The following is a 17441-nucleotide window of genomic DNA, read 5'->3' as shown; positions in this document are numbered from 1 at the left end:
CGCCGGAACCCGACCGTTCCTGACTTCGGCCACCGCCAAGCAACAGGAACCGGTACCGACGGTGGTTAGCCAGATGCATGAGACGACAGCGGGCGGCCGCATGCCGCCCGCAGTACAGGCAGGCGCGGCCGCAGGGCCGCAGGCGGCCCCGGCCGAAGGCCTCCAGGCGGGCGTGACCGTCTACTTCCCGGACGGCGGCCAGGACCTGCTCTACATTGAGGTCGGCGGCCGGTGGGTGGAGTACGTAAAGTCCGCCCCGCCGTCGGACTCTCCCGTGCTGGACCCTCCCGTGTTGGACGCCCCGGCGAACCCGGCCGGATCCGGCATCCAAGCCTGCCCGGACACCCAAGCCGGACCGGTCCACTGGGCCGGCTACACCTGCCACAGCCCGGACGAAATTACCCGGGAACGGAAGCGCCGGATCTACTACGACCCCGTTACCAGGCCGGACCTGTTGTTCTCCGCGGACGGTACGGCACCCGCCCTGGCCTTGCCGGTCCTGGAGCTTGCCGGGCCTCTGGGGGATCCGGAACCCTGGGTCGATCCCGAGTCGGGGGACCGGTTCTCGACCGGCCAGGCGAGCCTGGTCCGGAAACTGCTGAGGTACGCTCCGCGTTAACCGTTTACGGCCTTGGTGTTTGGTAATACACTGCTCGTTCACACGGAGGTTTCAGTTTGGCGCAATAGCCTGACCAGGTCAGCCAGCCTCAGCTTAGGAGAACGCAATGGCCGATGACGCAAGCACCATGGAGTTCGTCGGGCGGGTCGCTATGAAGTGGCTCGAGGATTTTGCGGACCATCCCAAGCGGGGCAGCTATATGGAAGCCGTGGCCGACCTGAGCACCCTGATCCTGGGCGGCGCCATCGACGCCGCGGGACTGGTTACCGGGGAGGACTCCGGCGTCGTTGGCTCCGGAATCATCGGTCACCAGGACGCGCTCGACGACGAGGCCCAGGCCGGCTAACGGCGCAAGGTACCCGCGCCCGGCCCGGTCCTCCCACTAGAGCCGGTTCGCTCCGGTCACCCGGACCACCGCCGTGCCGGTCTCGTCCGAGGCGGCCAGATCCACCTCCGCGGAGATCCCCCAGTCATGGTTGCCCGCCGGGTCATCGAAGATCTGCCGGACCTTCCAGACGCCGGGTTCCTCCGTGATGATGAGCAGCCCGGGGCCGCGGGCGTCAGGGCCGGTGCCGATGTCATCGTGCTCGTCAAAGTAGTCGTCCAGGACGTCTTCCCAGCGGTCCGCATCCCAGCCGGCATCGCCGTCGAGCTCGCCCAAAGCTGTGGCGTCCTCGTCGGCAAAGAGCTCGACGCGCCGGAACATTTCGTTCCGGACCATGACCCGGAACGCCCGGATGTTGGACGTGAGCGACGGCGGCGGGGAGGGGGTGCGTCGTGCGGCGTCGGGGCGGCCCCGGAGGTCAGTTCCTCCCACTCGTCCAGCAGGCTGGAGTCCACCTGCCGCACCAGCTCGCCGAGCCAGGCGATGAGGTCCTCGAGGTCCTCGCGCAGCGCATCCTGCGGCACGGTCTGCCGGAGCGCCTTGAAGCCGTCCGCCAGGTACCGCAGCACGATGCCCTCGGAGCGGGCAAGGCCGTAGAACTGCACGAACTCGCCGAAGTTCATCGCGCGCTCGTACATGTCCCGGATCACCGACTTGGGGGCCAGTTCAAAGTCGCCCACCCATGGCGCCGCCTTGCGGTACACCTCGAACGCCTCGCCCAGGATTTCCGCCAGCGGCTGGGGATAGGTGACCTCATCAAGCATGGCCATCCGCTGCTCATACTCGATGCCGTCGGCCTTCATGGCGGCAACGGCCTCGCCGCGTGCCTTCTTCTGCTGCGCAGAGAGGATCTGCCGCGGTTTCTCCAGCGTGGCCTCAATAACAGAGACCACGTCGGCGGCGTAGGAGGGCGATTCGGGGTCCATCAGATCCAGCGCGGCCAGGGCAAACGGGGACAGCGGCTGGTTCAGGGCGAAGTTCGGCTGCAGGTGGACGGTCAGGCGCACCGTGCGGCCGTCCGCCCCCTGCTCCGCGGCCGGGATGCGCTCCACAACCTCGGCCGCGAGCAGCTCCCGGTAGATCCCCAGGGCCTTCTTCATGAGCCGCAGCTGGGAAGGGCGGCTTTCGTGGTTCTCGGTGAGGAGGCGCCTGGCGGCGGCGAACGGGTCGCCCGGACGCTCCATGAGGTTCATGAGCATCGCGTGGGTCACGGTGAAGCTGGAGCTCAGCGGCTCCGGGACGGATTCCACCAGTCGGTTGTACGTGGGCTGGCCCCAGGACACGAACCCCTCCGGCGGCTTCTTCTTCACCACCTGGCGCAGCTTCCGCTGGTCGTCGCCGAACTTCGCGGTGGCCTTGGCCATCGCCTTGACGTTCTCCACCACGTGTTCGGGGGCCTGCACCACCACGGTGCCGGCCGTGTCATAGCCGGCCCGGCCGGCCCTTCCGGCAATCTGGTGGAACTCACGGGAGTTGAGCAGGCGGGTGCGTACGCCGTCGTACTTGCTCAGTGCGGTGAGCACGACGGTACGGATGGGCACGTTGATTCCCACGCCCAGCGTGTCCGTGCCGCAGATGACCTTAAGCAGGCCGGCCTGGGCCAGCTGCTCCACGAGCCGGCGGTACTTGGGCAGCATGCCCGCGTGGTGCACGCCGATGCCGTGCCGGACCAGGCGGTTCAGCGTCTTGCCGAAGCCTGCCGCGAAGCGGAAGTTCGCGATCAGCTCGGCGATCTTGTCCTTTTCGTCGCGCGTGCAGACGTTGATGCTCATCAGCGTCTGGGCGCGCTCAATCGCTTCCGCCTGGCTGAAGTGCACCACGTAGACCGGCACCTCCCTGGTGCCCAGCAGCTCTTCGAGGGTCTCGTGGACCGGTGTCTCGCGGTAGTAGTAGTGCAGCGGAATGGGGCGCTCGGCCGAGCTGACGGTGGTGGTGGGCCGTCCCGTGAGCTCGGTCATGCCGGCTTCGAAACGGCTGACGTCGCCCAGCGTGGCGGACATCAGGAGGAACTGTGCCTGCGGAAGTTCCAGCAGCGGCACCTGCCACGCCCAGCCCCGCTGCGGATCGGAGTAGAAGTGGAACTCGTCCATGATGACGGCGCCCAGCTCGGCCGCGGCGCCTTCGCGCAGGGCGGTGTTGGCCAGGATCTCCGCGGTGCAGCAGATGATCGGGGCGTCCTGGTTCACGCCGGAGTCGCCGGTGATCATGCCCACGTTCTCCGCTCCGAAGATCTCGCAGAGGGCGAAGAACTTTTCGGACACCAGGGCCTTGATGGGGGCGGTGTAGTAGCTACGCTCGCCGCGGGCCATTGCCTGGAAGTGGGCGGCAATGGCAACGAGGGACTTGCCCGATCCGGTGGGCGTCGCGAGGATCACGTTGGCGCCGGAGGCCAGCTCCATGATCGCCTCGTCCTGGGCCGGGTAGAGCTGCAGGCCGCGGCTTTCGGTCCACTCCACGAAGCGCTCGTACAGCGTGTCCGGGTCCGCGCCGGTTCCGGTGGCGATCCGTGCGGACGGGGCAGGGAGCTGTTCAACGAGTTTCATTGCTTTCCAGCTTACTGCCAGCGCGTCCCTTGGCGTTTTCAGGCCCGTCCGGCGCTAGGCTCGCTCTGCCAGGACAAATCTTCAGCAAGCAACCGGAGGCCATGTGTGGGATCCCGCCAAATACGTCCAGTTCGGGGACTACCGGCAGCGGCCGTTCTTTGACCTGACCGGCCGCGTCCTCGCCGACGCCCCGCGGGAGGTGGTGGACCTGGGCTGCGGCCCCGGCAACCTGACCGCCACACTCGCGGCCCGCTGGCCTGAGGCGCGGGTGATGGGCCTGGATTCCTCCGCCGAGATGCTGGCTACGGCTGAACAGCACCGGCAGTCCGCGCCGGGGCTGGAGTTCAGCCTAGGGGACATCGCTTCCTGGCTGCCGTCCGCGGACACCGATGTGGTGGTGACCAACGCGGCGCTGCAGTGGGTCCCGGGGCACGCCGAACTGCTGTCCGGCTGGCTGGCGGCGCTGAAGCCGGGCGCCTGGTTCGCCCTCCAGGTTCCAGGAAACTTCACTTCCGCATCCCACACCCTGATGCGCGACGTCGCCGAGTCGCCCAGGTGGGCCGGCAAGCTCGCCGGCCTGCTGCGCCACGATGAGGCGGTCGCCCCGCCCGCGCGGTACCTGGAGATCATGCTCGACGCCGGGTGCGCGGCAGACGCCTGGGAAACCACCTACCAGCAGGTGCTCACCGGTGAAAACCCAGTGCTGGACTGGGTTCGAGGCGCCGGTCTGCGGCCGGTGCTGGCCGCCCTGTCGGCGGAGGACGCCGCCGGGTTCGAGGCCGAATACGGCGCCCGGCTGACCGAGGCCTATCCGGCCACAGCGCACGGCACGGTGTACCCGTTCCGCAGGATCTTCGCGGTGGCCCGCAAGCTTTAGGGCTGCCGCTCCCCGCCGCGCGGGCAATCAATGTCCCGCGCGGTCCTTTGTGATCTGGCTTACAATGGCCACGCGGCTATTGGGGGCCTGCCCAGGGCTCCCGTACGCCCGGTAATAGAGGAGGCGCGGTGCTGATTCGCTTAATGCTCCGCCTCCTCGGCGAGCACCGGTCCGCAGTCTGGGCGATCATCGTGCTGCAGGTGGTGCAGACGGCCGGAAACCTGCTGCTGCCCACGCTGAATGCCAGCATCATCGATGACGGGATCCTGGCCGACCAGCCCGGGGTGATCCTGGGGCTTGGCGGCTGGATGCTGATCATCACCGCGGTGCAGGCTGCCGCCGCCCTCGGTGCCGGCTACCTCGGCGCCGGCGTCGCCATGAAGATCGGCCACCGGCTGCGGCGGGAGCTGTTCGCCCAGGTCCAGGCAATGTCGTCCCAGGAGATAGGGTCGTTCGGCACCCCCAGCCTCGTCACCAGGGCCACCAACGACGTCCAGCAGATCCAGACCTTCGCCGTCCTTGTCTTCACCATGCTCGCCGCGGCGCCGGTCATGGGCATCGGCGGAATCATCCTGGCGGTCGAGCAGAACGCGGTCCTGTCCTCCGTGGTGATCGTCATTGTCCCGGTGCTGGTGCTCATCATGTACCTGATCGTGCGGCGCCTCATCCCGCTCTACCGGCAGGGTCAGGGACTCATCGACGGGATCACCCGGATCCTGCGCGAGCAGATCATCGGCGCCAACGTCATCCGCGGCTTCGTCCGGCAGAAGCACGAGGTTGCCCGTTTTGCGGACGCCAACAGGCGGCTGACCCGGAACAACCTCCAGTCGGCTCTCCTGGTGGCCGGCATGCTGCCGATGATCATGATCGTGGTGAACCTCTCCTCGGTGGCCGTGGTGTGGTTCGGCGGGCACCTGATCAGCAGCGGGGCCATGGATGTGGGCGCCCTGACAGCCTTCATCGCCTACATCCTGCAGATCCTGCTGGCCATCATGATGGCCATGTACGTGTTCAGCACCGCACCGCGCGCGGCCGTCTGCGCGGAGCGGATCCAGGACGTGCTGGACGTGACCCCCGCACCGCCTGTAGCCCCGGCGCTGCCTGTGGCCCCGGCGCCGGCTGGGTCTGCTGTCGCCGGCTCCACGGGGGCGCGGCATGCTGCGGCCGCGCAGGCGGGAGTCCGGCCCGCCGCTGCGGCTGCCGGACCGAACGGCGGGGGAGTGGACTTCAGCCACGTCTGGTTCGCCTACCCCGGGGCGGAGTCACCGGTCCTGGCCGACATCTCATTTTCCGCCCTCCCCGGCACTACCACGGCCATTATCGGCGCCACCGGCAGCGGCAAGACCACGCTGCTGAATCTCCTGCCGCGGTTCCTGAACGCCACCTCCGGTGAGGTCCGGCTTGGCGGCGCCGACATCCGCACCCTGCCCGCTGACCGGCTGCGGCAGCGGATTTCCTCGGTACCGCAGCACTCGTTCCTGTTTTCGGGCACCTTGGCCAGCAATCTGCGCATGGCCGCGCCGGAGGCCACCGACGACGAACTGTGGCGGGCCCTGCGGCTGGCACAGGCTGAGGACTTCGTCAGCAGGCTCCCGGACGGCCTCCAGGCAGCAGTCGCCCAGGGCGGCGCGGGACTTTCGGGCGGGCAGCGGCAGCGCCTCTGCATCGCCCGGGCCATGCTCCGCGCCGCGGATCTGTATCTCTTCGACGACAGCTTTTCCGCCCTGGACTACGCCACCGAGGCCGCGGTCCGGCAGGCACTTGCGCCTGTGCTGGAATCAGCCACTGTGCTGATGGTGGCCGAACGCATTCCCAGCATCATGGGCGCGGACCGGATCCTGGTGCTGGAGGAAGGCCGGCTGGTGGCCCAGGGTACGCACGCCGAACTGCTGGCATCGTCGCTCACCTACCGGGAGATCGCCGAGTCCCAACTGGCCCTGGATGAGCAGCCGTGAGCGGCGGACCGCCATGAGTGGCACCCACGCAGCCAGGCGCACCACCAGCAGTTTCCTTCCGGCGGCCAAACGCCTCCTGGGGCTGCTGCGCCCGTCCAAGGGCAGGATGGCCCTGGCCGTCGCGGCAACCTGCGGCTTCGCCGCCCTCAATGTGGCCGCGCCCAAGCTCCTCGGAGACGCCACCGACGTCGTCGTCGACGGATTCATGCACGGCACGTTCGACGCTGGGAAACTTGCCATGCTCCTCGTTGTGGTCTCGCTGATGTACGTCGGCACGTCCGTCTTCAACTGGGTCCAGGGTGCACTGACCGCCCAGGCGGTGCAGCGCCTGGTCTTCGGCCTGCGCGCCGCCGTCGAGGACAAACTGCACCGGCTGCCGTCGTCGCATTTCCACGAGCAGGCCCGGGGCGATGTCCTCAGCCGGGCCACCAACGACGTCGACAACATCTCCCAGGCGCTTAACCAGCTGCTCACGCAGCTGATCATGTCCGTTCTGATGCTGTGCGGTTCACTGGCGATGATGCTGTGGATTTCGCCGCTGCTCGCGGCCATCGCGCTCGTGTCCGTGCCCATCTCCACGCTGATAACGGTGTACATGGCGCGGCAGGCCCAGACCTATTTCGCCGCGCAGTGGGCCTCAACCGGGGAGCTGAACGCCCACATCGAGGAATTCATCACCGGCCACGAGGTGATCAAGGCGTTCGGGCAGCAGGACACGGCGTCGGCCATCTTCGGCCGCGGCAACGACCGGCTGGCCCGCACCAGCGCACGGGCCCAGTTCGTTTCCGGAGCCGTGCAGCCGCTGATGGTCCTCGTCGCCAACATCAACTACGTGGCGGTGGCCGTCGTGGGCGCCCTGCAGGTGGCGGCCGGGGCCATGACGATCGGCGGCATCCAGGCGTTCATCCAGTTCAGCCGGCTGTTCACCCAGCCGATGGGGCAGATCGGCGGCATGCTCACCCTGATGCAGTCCTGCGCGGCCTCGGCGGAGCGGGTGTTCGAGCTGCTTGACGAGCCGGAAATCCCCCGTGAGGGAGAGGCCGCCGGCGGTCAGGAAAACCTGCGCGGCCGGATTGACTTCGAGGACGTCACCTTCGCCTACACGCCGGGGGCGCCGGCCGTCAAAGGGCTGTCCTTCTCCGTCCTGCCGGGCCAGACCGTGGCCATCGTGGGCCACACCGGTGCCGGCAAGACCACCGTGGTGAACCTCCTCATGCGTTTCTATGAACTTGATTCCGGGCGCATCACCATCGACGGCACGGACATTGCCACGGTTCCTGTGGACTCGCTGCGGTCCAACTTCGCCGTGGTCATGCAGGACGTCTGGCTGTTCAGCGGCACGATCCGGGACAACATCGAATACGGCTGGCCGGGCGCAAATGATAAGCGGGTCCTGGCCGCCGCCGAGGCCAGCCACGTGGACCACTTTGTCCGGTCGCTGCCCGCCGGCTACGCAACGGTCCTCGGAGACGACGGCGATTCGCTGAGCCAGGGCCAAAGGCAACTGATCACCATCGCCCGCGCCCGGCTCGCCGACCGCAGCGTCCTCATCCTGGACGAGGCAACAAGCTCCGTGGACACCCGGACCGAGGTGCAGATCAAGCTGGCGATGAACCGGCTGAGGCAGGGCAAGACGAGCTTCATCATCGCCCACAGGTTGTCCACGGTGCGCGACGCTGATCTAATTCTCGTCATGGATCACGGACGCATTGTTGAACAGGGGACGCACAGCAGCCTGCTGTCCGTGGACGGACATTACCGGCACCTGTATGAGGCCCAGTTCCGCGGGGTGGACCGCGAACTCAGCGCCATCCGCCGGCACCACGGCAGGCACGCCGCCGGCCAGCAGCGCTACCGGGAGTCAGGCCTGTGACCGGCGGCGATACCTTCCCGGGGCGGTGGAAGCCGAACACCGGCAGCTCCGTGGCCCTCTTTGAGCAGCTGCGGCTCCACGTGATCGAACAGGCGGACCAGGGAAAGCTTGCCCCGGGCACACGGCTGCCGGCGGTGCGGGCCCTTGCCGGAACCCTCGGCGTCGCACCCCACACGGTGGCACGGGCGTACAAGGAGCTCGAAGCCGCGGGCGTCGTTGCCACCAAGGGCCGCAACGGGACCGTGGTCTGCGCCCGCGACGAGCGCTGGGGGGCTTTGTCCGAGGCCGCAGCCGATTATGCCGCAGCCGCCAAATCCCAGGGCGCAACCTTCGCCCAGGCCGTCCACCTGCTGGCGGCCGCCTACGACGCCGAGTAACGGGAGTGTCGTAGCACACCTGCGTGGATATTCGAAGAAGTTTTCGACTAGCATTAGTGGGTGCCTAAAGCCGTAGCTGAAGAAACCGCTGTCGCCCCCTCCGCCGTCGTCCCCCTGAGCCCCGCCAAACCGGCGCGTCCGGACCTGTCCCGGCTGGTGGTCAAGGGCGCCCGTGAGCACAACCTCCGCAACGTCGATCTCGACCTGCCGCGCGACGCCATGATCGTCTTCACGGGCCTGTCCGGCTCCGGAAAGTCGTCCCTCGCCTTCGACACCATCTTCGCCGAAGGCCAGCGCCGCTACGTCGAATCGCTCTCCGCCTACGCCCGGCAGTTCCTCGGCCAGGTGGACAAGCCCGACGTCGACTTCATCGAGGGCCTGTCGCCTGCCGTCTCGATCGACCAGAAGTCCACCAGCAAGAACCCGCGCTCCACCGTGGGCACCATCACCGAGATCTACGACTACATGCGTCTGCTGTGGGCGCGCGTGGGCCGTCCGCACTGTCCCGTCTGCGGCGAGCCCGTCATCAAGCAGACACCCCAGCAGATCGTGGACCAGCTGCTGGAGCTGGAGGACGGTACCCGGTTCCAGATCCTCGCGCCGGTAGTGCGCGGCCGCAAGGGTGAATTCGTCGACCTCTTCAAGGAGCTGACGGCCAAGGGCTACTCCCGCGCCCGGGTGGACGGCGACCTGATCCAGCTGAGCGATCCGCCCAAGCTGGGCAAGCAGTTCAAGCACACTATCGAGGTGGTGGTGGACCGGCTCGTGGTCAAGGAAGGCATCCGGCAGCGGCTGACCGACTCGATCGAGACGGCGCTCGGCCTCGCCGAGGGGCGGGTCCTGGCTGACTTCGTCGACCTCGAGGCTGACGACCCCCACCGCACGCGGGCCTTCTCGGAAAACCTGGCCTGCCCCAACGAGCACCCGCTGGCCATCGACGAGATTGAGCCCCGGTCCTTCTCGTTCAACAACCCGTTCGGTGCCTGCTCGGCCTGCAGCGGCATCGGCACCCGGCTCGAGGTCGACGAGGAACTGATCATTCCCAACCCGGAGCTGGCACTGGAGGACGGGGCCATCGCGCCGTGGTCCCTCGGCACCGCCACCACCGAGTACTGGAACCGTTTGCTCGGCGGTCTCGCCAAGGAGCTTGGGTTCTCCATGACGACGCCGTGGCAGGACCTTCCGTCCGACATCCGGCAGACTGTCCTGCACGGCAAGGACCACAAGGTTGTGGTGCAGTACCGCAACCGGTTCGGCCGGGAGCGCAAGTACAGCACCGGCTTCGAAGGCGTGGTGCAGTACGTGCACCGGAAGCACACCGAAACCGAGTCCGACTACGCCCGGGACCGCTATGAGGAATACATGCGGCAGATCCCCTGCCCCGCCTGCGACGGCGCGCGGCTGAACCCGGCGTCGCTCTCGGTCCTCATCAACGGCAAGTCCATTGCCGACGTCGCACGGCTGCCCATGCGCGAATGCGCAGCGTTCCTGGACAACCTCGTGCTGACCGGCCGTGAGGCTCAGATTGCCCATCAGGTGCTCAAGGAAATCCAGGCCCGCCTGACCTTCCTGCTGGACGTGGGCCTCGAGTACCTGAACCTGGAGCGCCCCTCCGGCACCCTTTCCGGCGGCGAGGCCCAGCGCATCAGGCTGGCCACGCAGATCGGTTCCGGGCTCGTGGGCGTCCTGTATGTCCTCGACGAGCCTTCCATCGGCCTGCACCAGCGCGACAACCGTCGCCTGATTGAAACCCTGACCCGGCTCCGGGACCTGGGCAACACCCTCATCGTGGTCGAACACGATGAGGACACCATCCACGAGGCCGACTGGATCGTGGACATCGGCCCGGGAGCCGGCGAGCACGGCGGGCAGGTGGTCCACTCGGGTTCCTACAAGGAACTCCTGGAGAACACGAAATCCCTCACGGGCGATTACCTCTCCGGCCGGAAGAGCATCGACGTCCCGAAGAAGCGGCGCAAGTACGACAAGAAGCGCGAGCTGAAGGTGGTAGGCGCCCGCGAGAACAACCTCGTCAACGTGGATGCCGCCTTCCCGCTGGGGCTGTTCACCGCGGTGACCGGCGTCAGCGGCTCGGGCAAGTCCACGCTGGTCAACGAGATTCTGTACAAGGTGCTCGCCAACAAGCTCAACGGCGCCAAGCAGGTGGCGGGCCGCCACCGCACCGTCCAGGGCCTCGAGCACCTGGACAAGGTGGTGCACGTGGACCAGAGCCCGATCGGCCGCACCCCGCGCTCCAACCCGGCCACGTACACGGGCGTGTTCGACCACATCCGGAAGCTCTTCGCCGAGACCACCGAGGCCAAGGTCCGCGGTTACCTGCCCGGCCGGTTCTCCTTCAACGTCAAGGGCGGCCGCTGCGAAGCCTGCTCCGGTGACGGCACGCTGAAGATCGAGATGAACTTCCTGCCTGACGTCTACGTGCCGTGCGAGGTCTGCCACGGTGCGCGGTACAACCGCGAGACCCTCGAGGTGCACTACAAGGGCAAGACCATCGCCGACGTGCTGAACATGCCCATCGAGGAGGGCGCCGAGTTCTTCGCCGCTTTCTCCCCGATTGCACGCCACCTCAAGACGCTGGTGGACGTCGGCCTCGGTTACGTCCGGCTCGGCCAGCCCGCCACCACGCTGTCCGGCGGCGAGGCCCAGCGCGTCAAGCTCGCGGCCGAGCTGCAGAAGCGGTCCAACGGGCGCAGCGTCTACGTCCTGGACGAGCCCACCACCGGGCTGCACTTCGAGGACATCCGGAAGCTGCTCATGGTGCTGCAGGGCCTCGTGGAGAAGGGCAACACGGTCATCACCATCGAGCACAACCTAGACGTGATCAAGAGCGCCGACTGGATCGTGGACCTCGGCCCCGACGGCGGCTCCGGCGGCGGCCGGATCGTCGCCACGGGCACCCCGGAGCAGGTCTCCAAGTCCTCGGAGAGCCACACGGCGAAGTTCCTGGCGGAGATCCTCGCCTAGCTGCGCCCGCCAGGACCAGCGCACGGCGGCCCGCCAGACCAACTGGCGGGCCGCCGTCGTACCTAAGTCCCGCCGTCGTCCTCCGTCCTTTGAGTTTTTGTCCAGATAATGGCCGCTAAACACCTCTGAAGTCGCGATACGTGGACAAAAACTCCATCCTGGGGGTGGAAGTATTCCTCAGAGGGCATACGAGTTTGAGCAGGCGTGCCATCGTGAGAAACTAAGCCGGTGACTTCAACAACTGTGCCCGTGATCTTCGACCTGGACGGCACTCTTGTCGATCCGGCTGGCGGAATAACGGACGGAATAGCCGCCGCCCTTCGGGAACATGGCCTTCCCGTCCCCAGCCAGGACCTCCTCGATGCGATGGTAGGGCCCAAGCTGAGTGATTCCCTGCTGAATGTTGCGGCCGTGCCCCCGGCCATGCTGAAGGCGGTCATCCGCACCTACCGGATGCATTACCTCGACGTCGGCATTTCCCAGAGCCGGCTGTACCCGGGCATCGTCGAGCTGCTGGACGAGTATGTGGAGGCCGGCCGGCCCGTGGCCGTCGCGACGCAGAAGCCGGAAGCCCTTGCCCACATTGTGCTTGAGCACCACAAGATCGCCCGCCAGTTCCTCACCATCAAGGGGTCCGCGGCAGACGAGACCGCCGCTGCCTCCGGTCCGGTCGGCAAGGCCGGCATCATCGCGGCGGCCATGACGGCCCTCGGCACCCAGCACGCCATGATGGTGGGTGACCGTGCCCAGGATGTGGCCGGTGCACTCGCCAACGGACTCGACTGCATCGGCGTCAGCTGGGGCTTTGCGCCCGACGGCGAACTGGAAGCGGCCGGGGCCGTGGCCGTGGTGGACGACGCCGACGGCCTGCGGAACAAAGTGGAGGAGCTGGAAAGCGTCCGTTCCGCAGCCCTGAGCGAGGTGCGCAACGATGGAGCTGTTTGACGGCGTCCGCTGGACCACGCGGACCCTCATCTCCGGCAGCTGCCGGCCAACCGTCATCGGGCTGGAGAATGTGCCCAAGAACGGACCGTTCATTGTGGCGCCCAACCACCTCTCGTTTCTGGACAGCGTGATTGTCCAGGCGCTCATGCCCCGTCCGGTCGCATTCTTCGCCAAGGCGGAATACTTCACCACCAAGGGCTTCAAGGGCCGCGTGATGAAGTCCTTCTTCACCGCCGTCGGGTCCATTCCGGTGGAGCGAGGCGAACAGGCCGCGAGCGTGCAGGCCCTCAAGACGCTGCTGGACATCCTCGAGGACGGCAGGGGCATCGGCATCTACCCCGAGGGCACCCGGTCGCGCGACGGAATCCTGTACCGCGGCCGGACCGGCGTAGGCTGGCTTGCCCTCACCACCGGCGCGCCGGTGATTCCGGTGGGACTGATCGGCACGCAGAAGCTGCAGCCCGCGGGCCGCAACGCCGTCAAGCCCCAGCACTTCACCATGAAGGTCGGGGAGCCGCTCTACTTCGACAAGACCGGCCCGGACCATTCGCTTCCCGCGCGGCGCCAGGTGACCGACAAGATCATGGACGCCATCGCCGAGCTCAGCGGCCAGCAGCGCTCCACCAGCTACAACCAGAGCAAGGTCATCGAGTAGGCCTGCTGCCTTCGAGGCAGCCGGAGAGTCCCTCAAGTTGGCCCGGCCGGTCGCCCAGGAAGCCCGGCGGCAATCCGCAGCCCCTCAGCTCAGTAGACTGGAAACGTGGCAGATCCATCGAGTTATAGACCCCAGACGGGTGAGATTCCGACCAATCCGGGTGTTTACAGGTTCAGGGATCCACATGGGCGGGTTATCTACGTCGGCAAGGCCAAGAACCTCCGGTCGCGGCTGAACTCGTACTTCGCGAACCCGGCAGGGCTCCTGCCAAAGACCCACGCCATGGTGTACGCGGCCAGCAGCGTCGAGTGGACCGTGGTGGGCAGCGAGCTGGAATCCCTCCAGCTGGAATACACCTGGATCAAGGAATTCAAGCCGCGGTTCAACGTGGTTTTCCGGGACGACAAAACCTATCCGTACCTCGCCGTCACCATGGGCGAGAAGCTGCCGCGCGTGCAGGTCATGCGAGGCGAACGGCGCAAGGGCACCCGGTACTTCGGTCCCTACACTGCCGGTGCCATCCGGGAGACCATGGACACCCTGCTGCGGGTCTTCCCCGTGCGGAGCTGCAGTGCCGGCGTGCTGAAGCGTGCCCAGGCCAGCGGCCGGCCCTGCCTGCTCGGCTACATCGACAAATGCTCGGCGCCCTGCGTCGGCCGGGTAACACCCGAGGAACACCGCGCCCTGGCCGAGGACTTCTGCGCCTTCATGGGAGGCGAGGCCAAGCGCTTCATCTCGCGGCTCGAAAAGGAGATGGGGACCGCCGTTGCCGTCCTTGACTACGAGCGCGCCGCCCGGCTGCGTGACGACATCATTGCCCTCCGGAAGGTCTTCGAGCGGAACGCCGTGGTGCTCGCCGAGGACACCGACGCCGACGTTTTCGCCCTGCATGAGGACGAGCTCGAAGCCGCCGTCCAGGTGTTCCACGTCCGGGGCGGGCGGGTCCGCGGCCAGCGCGGCTGGGTGGTCGAGAAGGTGGAAGACTTCACCACCCCCGACCTCGTCGAACACCTGCTCCAGCAGGTCTACGGCGAGGACGCCGAGATCCAGGGCAGGCTTCCCCGCGAGGTCCTGGTGCCGGTCGAGCCGAGCAACGCGCAGGACCTGGCCGTCTGGCTGGCCGGCATCCGCGGAGCCAAGGTGGACATCCGCGTTCCGCAGCGCGGCGACAAGGCCGCCCTCATGTCCACGGTCCGCGAGAACGCCGAGCACGCACTCCGGCTGCACAAGACCCGCCGGGCCGGCGACCTGACCGTCCGGTCGCAGGCGCTGCAGGAACTGCAGGAAGCTCTGGAACTCCCCGTCCCGCTGCTGCGCATCGAATGCTACGACGTCTCCCACGTGCAGGGCACCAACGTGGTGGCCTCCATGGTGGTGGTGGAGGACGGGCTGCCGAAGAAGTCGGACTACCGGAAGTTCTCCATCACCGGCGCGGCGGCCACGGACGACACAGCGGCGATGCACGACGTCCTGACCCGGCGCTTCCGGCACTACCTCGTGGACAAGACGGCGCAGGTCGAGGCCGCCGAACTCGTCGCGGCGCCGGCAGCTGCCGGCGCCATCGGAACCACCGGCGACATCGGGACCAACAAGGCGGCGGCTGCCGCCCTGGATGCCGCGCTTTCCGACACCACCACGCCCGCACCGCGCGCAAAGTTCGCCTACCCGCCCAACCTCGTGGTGGTCGACGGCGGCAAGCCCCAGGTCAATGCGGCCGCCCGGGCCCTCGAATCGCTGGGCATCGACGACGTCTACGTGGTGGGGCTCGCCAAGCGCCTCGAGGAGGTCTGGCTGCCGGACAGCGACTTCCCGGTCATCCTGCCCCGCTCCTCACAGGGCCTCTACATGCTCCAGCGCATCCGCGACGAGGCCCACCGGTTCGCCATCTCGTTCCACCGGCAAAAGCGCGGCAAGGCGATGACCGTCTCGGCGCTCGACGGCGTTCCCGGCCTGGGCGAATCCAAGAGGAAGGCCCTGATCGCCCACTTCGGTTCCGTCAAGAAGATCAAGGCGGCGACGGCAGAGGAACTCACCGCTGCCAAGGGGGTCGGCCCGGCGCTGGCCGCGGCCATCGTCACGCACTTCAGTCCCGGCGGAGCCGGCGGCGATTCGGGCGACACAGTTCCCGCGATCAACATGACCACGGGCGAAGTGCTGGAAACTTAGTCCGCGCCCCGAAACTTGGTTAGGGTAAGTACGGGAAATCGGCGTGCGCCGCAAACACGAGCAGACAGCTCCCGCGCGCAACGGCGCGCGGGAAGCAACAGCAGGAATGAGGCTGGAATCAATGGCAGAGTCGACGGCGGAGTCCAGCACGGAAGAGGACGGCCTGACACCGGTCAAGCCCGCCGAAGCGGAACTGCTTATCGTGACCGGAATGTCCGGCGCAGGCCGCAGCACCGCCTCCGATGCGCTGGAGGACCACGGCTGGTACGTCGTCGAGAACCTGCCGCCGCAGATGCTGGGGACGCTCGCCGAACTCGTCTCCCACGCCCCGCAGTCCATCCCCAAGCTTGCCGTGGTGATGGACGTCCGCAGCAAGGCGCTGTTCGCCGATATCCGGGCAGCACTGCGGGCGCTCGAAGCCAGCGGTGTCACGTTCCGGGTGCTCTTCCTTGACGCGAGCGACGACGTCCTGGTCCGCCGCTTCGAACAGGGCCGGCGCCCGCACCCGCTGCAGGGCGGCGGCAGGATCCTGGACGGCATCGCCGCTGAGCGTGAACTCCTCAAGGAGCTGCGCGACTCGTCCGACCTCGTCCTGGACACCACGTCCCTGAACGTGCACGGCCTCGCCACCGCGATCACCGAACTGTTCACCGAGACGGGCCCCATCGCGATCCGCCTGAACATCATGAGCTTCGGCTTCAAGTACGGCCTGCCCGTGGACGCCAACTACGTGGCCGACGTCAGGTTCATCCCGAACCCGCACTGGGTGCCCGCGCTGCGGCCGCACACCGGCCTGGACCAGGACGTCAGCGAGTACGTCCTCGGAGCCGAGGGCGTGCCGAACTTCGTGGAGCGCTATGTCCTTGCCCTGGAGCCCGTCCTGGAGGGCTACCGCCGGGAGAACAAGCACTACGCCACCATCGCCGTCGGCTGCACGGGCGGCAAGCACCGCTCGGTTGCGGTCGCCATGGAGCTCTCCAAACGGCTCGCGCAATATCCGCGGGTTACCGTGACCACGACGCACCGGGACCTGGGCCGCGAGTAATGGGTGTTCTTACCGGCCCGCTGCCCCTGATTCCGCCGGCCGGCCTGACCGGTTCCCAACAGGCCAAGGGTCCCACCGTCGTCGCGCTCGGCGGCGGCCACGGCCTTTCGGCCTCCCTCTCGGCGCTGCGCCTGCTGACGTCCGAACTGACGGCGGTGGTCACCGTGGCGGACGACGGCGGGTCCTCCGGCCGTCTCCGTGAGGAGTACGGCGTCCTCCCGCCCGGTGACCTCCGGATGGCGCTGTCCGCCCTGTGCGATGACACCGACTGGGGCCGCACCTGGCGGGACGTCATGCAGCACCGCTTCCGGTCCGCCCGGGGCGGCGCCTCGCTGGACGAACACGCCATGGGCAACCTGCTGATCGTCACCCTCTGGGAACTGCTCGGGGACGCCGTGGCCGGCCTGAAATGGGCCGGCGCCCTGCTCGGCGCCCGCGGACAGGTGCTCCCCATGTCCACCGTTCCGCTCACCATCGAGGGCGACGTCCGCGTGACGGCCCCGGACGGCAGCAGCACGGTCACCACCATCACGGGCCAGGCGCGCTGCGCGGTGGCGGGCTCGCTTGAGAGTGTCCGGTTGCTGCCCGAGCAGGCTCCGGCCTGCGTTGAGGCGCTGACCGCCGTCGAGCTTGCCGACTGGGTGGTGCTTGGTCCTGGCTCCTGGTACACGTCCGTGCTCCCGCACCTGCTGCTGCCGGAAATGCGCCAGGCGCTGTGCGATACGCCGGCCAAGCGCTGCCTCACCATGAACCTCGCCATGGACACCAAGGAAACGTCCGGCATGTCCGCCGCCGACCACCTTCACGTCCTGCGCGACTACGCCCCGGAGTTCAGCGCCGACGTGGTGCTCGCGGACCCGGCTTCGGTTTCGGACCTGGCCGAGTTTGAGCGGGCAGCGGGGATGATCGGCGCCGAGGTTGTCTTGGGTAGAGTAGGGGCTTCGGGCCGGCGACCGGTCCACGACCCCTTGCGGCTGGCCACGGCCTACCAGGATATTTTCGGGAACAGTTAGGAA

At 67.6% G+C, this 17441-nt stretch carries 12 protein-coding genes and 1 pseudogene; 12 read left to right on the top strand and 1 reads right to left on the bottom strand.

Annotated elements, in window-relative coordinates; all coding sequences use genetic code 11:
* Positions 1–73 precede the first annotated feature (73 nt).
* Positions 74–619 carry a hypothetical protein gene (locus tag R5O87_RS02670; protein WP_410555475.1) on the top strand — a complete coding sequence of 182 codons (546 nt, stop codon included), beginning with the start codon at positions 74–76 and terminating at the stop codon, positions 617–619.
* Between the two features lie 106 nt (positions 620–725).
* The gene (locus R5O87_RS02665; protein WP_410555474.1) at positions 726–965 is read left to right on the top strand and encodes a hypothetical protein; all 240 of its coding nucleotides are present in this window, start codon (positions 726–728) and stop codon (positions 963–965) included.
* 36 nt (positions 966–1001) lie between these two features.
* On the opposite strand, the pseudogene R5O87_RS02660 reads toward R5O87_RS02665, so the two are convergent.
* Positions 1002–3547: pseudogene (locus tag R5O87_RS02660) on the bottom strand (DEAD/DEAH box helicase).
* 103 nt (positions 3548–3650) lie between these two features.
* Here R5O87_RS02660 and R5O87_RS02655 point away from each other — a divergent pair.
* The 10 genes from R5O87_RS02655 (at position 3651) to R5O87_RS02610 (ending at position 17438) form a co-directional block, all read left to right on the top strand.
* Positions 3651–4424: a trans-aconitate 2-methyltransferase gene (locus R5O87_RS02655; protein WP_410555472.1), complete on the top strand. Its 774-nt coding sequence runs from the start codon at positions 3651–3653 to the stop codon at positions 4422–4424.
* Positions 4425–4552: 128 nt separating this feature from the next.
* Positions 4553–6379 carry an ABC transporter ATP-binding protein gene (locus tag R5O87_RS02650; protein ID WP_410555471.1) on the top strand — a complete coding sequence of 609 codons (1827 nt, stop codon included), beginning with the start codon at positions 4553–4555 and terminating at the stop codon, positions 6377–6379.
* A gap of 13 nt (positions 6380–6392) precedes the next feature.
* A complete protein-coding gene (locus tag R5O87_RS02645) occupies positions 6393–8252 on the top strand; it encodes an ABC transporter ATP-binding protein (protein WP_410555470.1) in 1860 nt (619 codons plus the stop codon).
* Positions 8249–8629 (top strand): GntR family transcriptional regulator, encoded by a 381-nt coding sequence (locus tag R5O87_RS02640; protein ID WP_410555469.1) that lies wholly within the window; start codon positions 8249–8251, stop codon positions 8627–8629. The genes R5O87_RS02645 and R5O87_RS02640 overlap by 4 nt, the downstream gene beginning before the upstream one ends.
* A 60-nt stretch (positions 8630–8689) precedes the next feature.
* Entirely contained in the window at positions 8690–11614 is a 2925-nt protein-coding gene (gene uvrA, locus R5O87_RS02635; RefSeq protein ID WP_410555468.1) for an excinuclease ABC subunit UvrA, read from the top strand.
* 228 nt (positions 11615–11842) lie between these two features.
* A complete protein-coding gene (locus tag R5O87_RS02630; protein WP_410555467.1) occupies positions 11843–12559 on the top strand; it encodes an HAD hydrolase-like protein in 717 nt (238 codons plus the stop codon).
* A complete protein-coding gene (locus R5O87_RS02625) occupies positions 12546–13214 on the top strand; it encodes a lysophospholipid acyltransferase family protein (protein WP_410555466.1) in 669 nt (222 codons plus the stop codon). Before R5O87_RS02630 ends, R5O87_RS02625 begins: the two co-directional genes overlap by 14 nt.
* A gap of 105 nt (positions 13215–13319) precedes the next feature.
* A complete protein-coding gene (gene uvrC, locus R5O87_RS02620; RefSeq protein ID WP_410555465.1) occupies positions 13320–15380 on the top strand; it encodes an excinuclease ABC subunit UvrC in 2061 nt (686 codons plus the stop codon).
* Positions 15381–15501: 121 nt separating this feature from the next.
* Entirely contained in the window at positions 15502–16425 is a 924-nt protein-coding gene (gene rapZ, locus R5O87_RS02615) for an RNase adapter RapZ (RefSeq protein WP_410555464.1), read from the top strand.
* Complete coding sequence (locus tag R5O87_RS02610; protein ID WP_377996036.1) at positions 16425–17438, top strand: gluconeogenesis factor YvcK family protein; 1014 nt, start codon at positions 16425–16427, stop codon at positions 17436–17438. The genes rapZ and R5O87_RS02610 overlap by 1 nt, the downstream gene beginning before the upstream one ends.
* Positions 17439–17441 lie beyond the last annotated feature (3 nt).

Origin of the sequence: Arthrobacter globiformis (assembly GCF_046536215.2) — a bacterium.
Classification (GTDB): domain Bacteria; phylum Actinomycetota; class Actinomycetes; order Actinomycetales; family Micrococcaceae; genus Arthrobacter; species Arthrobacter globiformis_E.
This window is presented reverse-complemented; position numbering and strand designations above follow the sequence as displayed.

Bases quoted from the DNA above. Each gene is read 5' to 3' on its own strand.
- R5O87_RS02645 (WP_410555470.1), top strand. From the start codon at position 6,393: ATGAGTGGCACCCACGCAGCCAGGCGCACCACCAGCAGTTTCCTTCCG.
- R5O87_RS02670 (WP_410555475.1), top strand. From the start codon at position 74: ATGCATGAGACGACAGCGGGCGGCCGCATGCCGCCCGCAGTACAGGCA.
- R5O87_RS02665 (WP_410555474.1), top strand. From the start codon at position 726: ATGGCCGATGACGCAAGCACCATGGAGTTCGTCGGGCGGGTCGCTATG.
- R5O87_RS02625 (WP_410555466.1), top strand. From the start codon at position 12,546: ATGGAGCTGTTTGACGGCGTCCGCTGGACCACGCGGACCCTCATCTCC.
- R5O87_RS02610 (WP_377996036.1), top strand. From the start codon at position 16,425: ATGGGTGTTCTTACCGGCCCGCTGCCCCTGATTCCGCCGGCCGGCCTG.
- rapZ (WP_410555464.1), top strand. From the start codon at position 15,502: ATGGCAGAGTCGACGGCGGAGTCCAGCACGGAAGAGGACGGCCTGACA.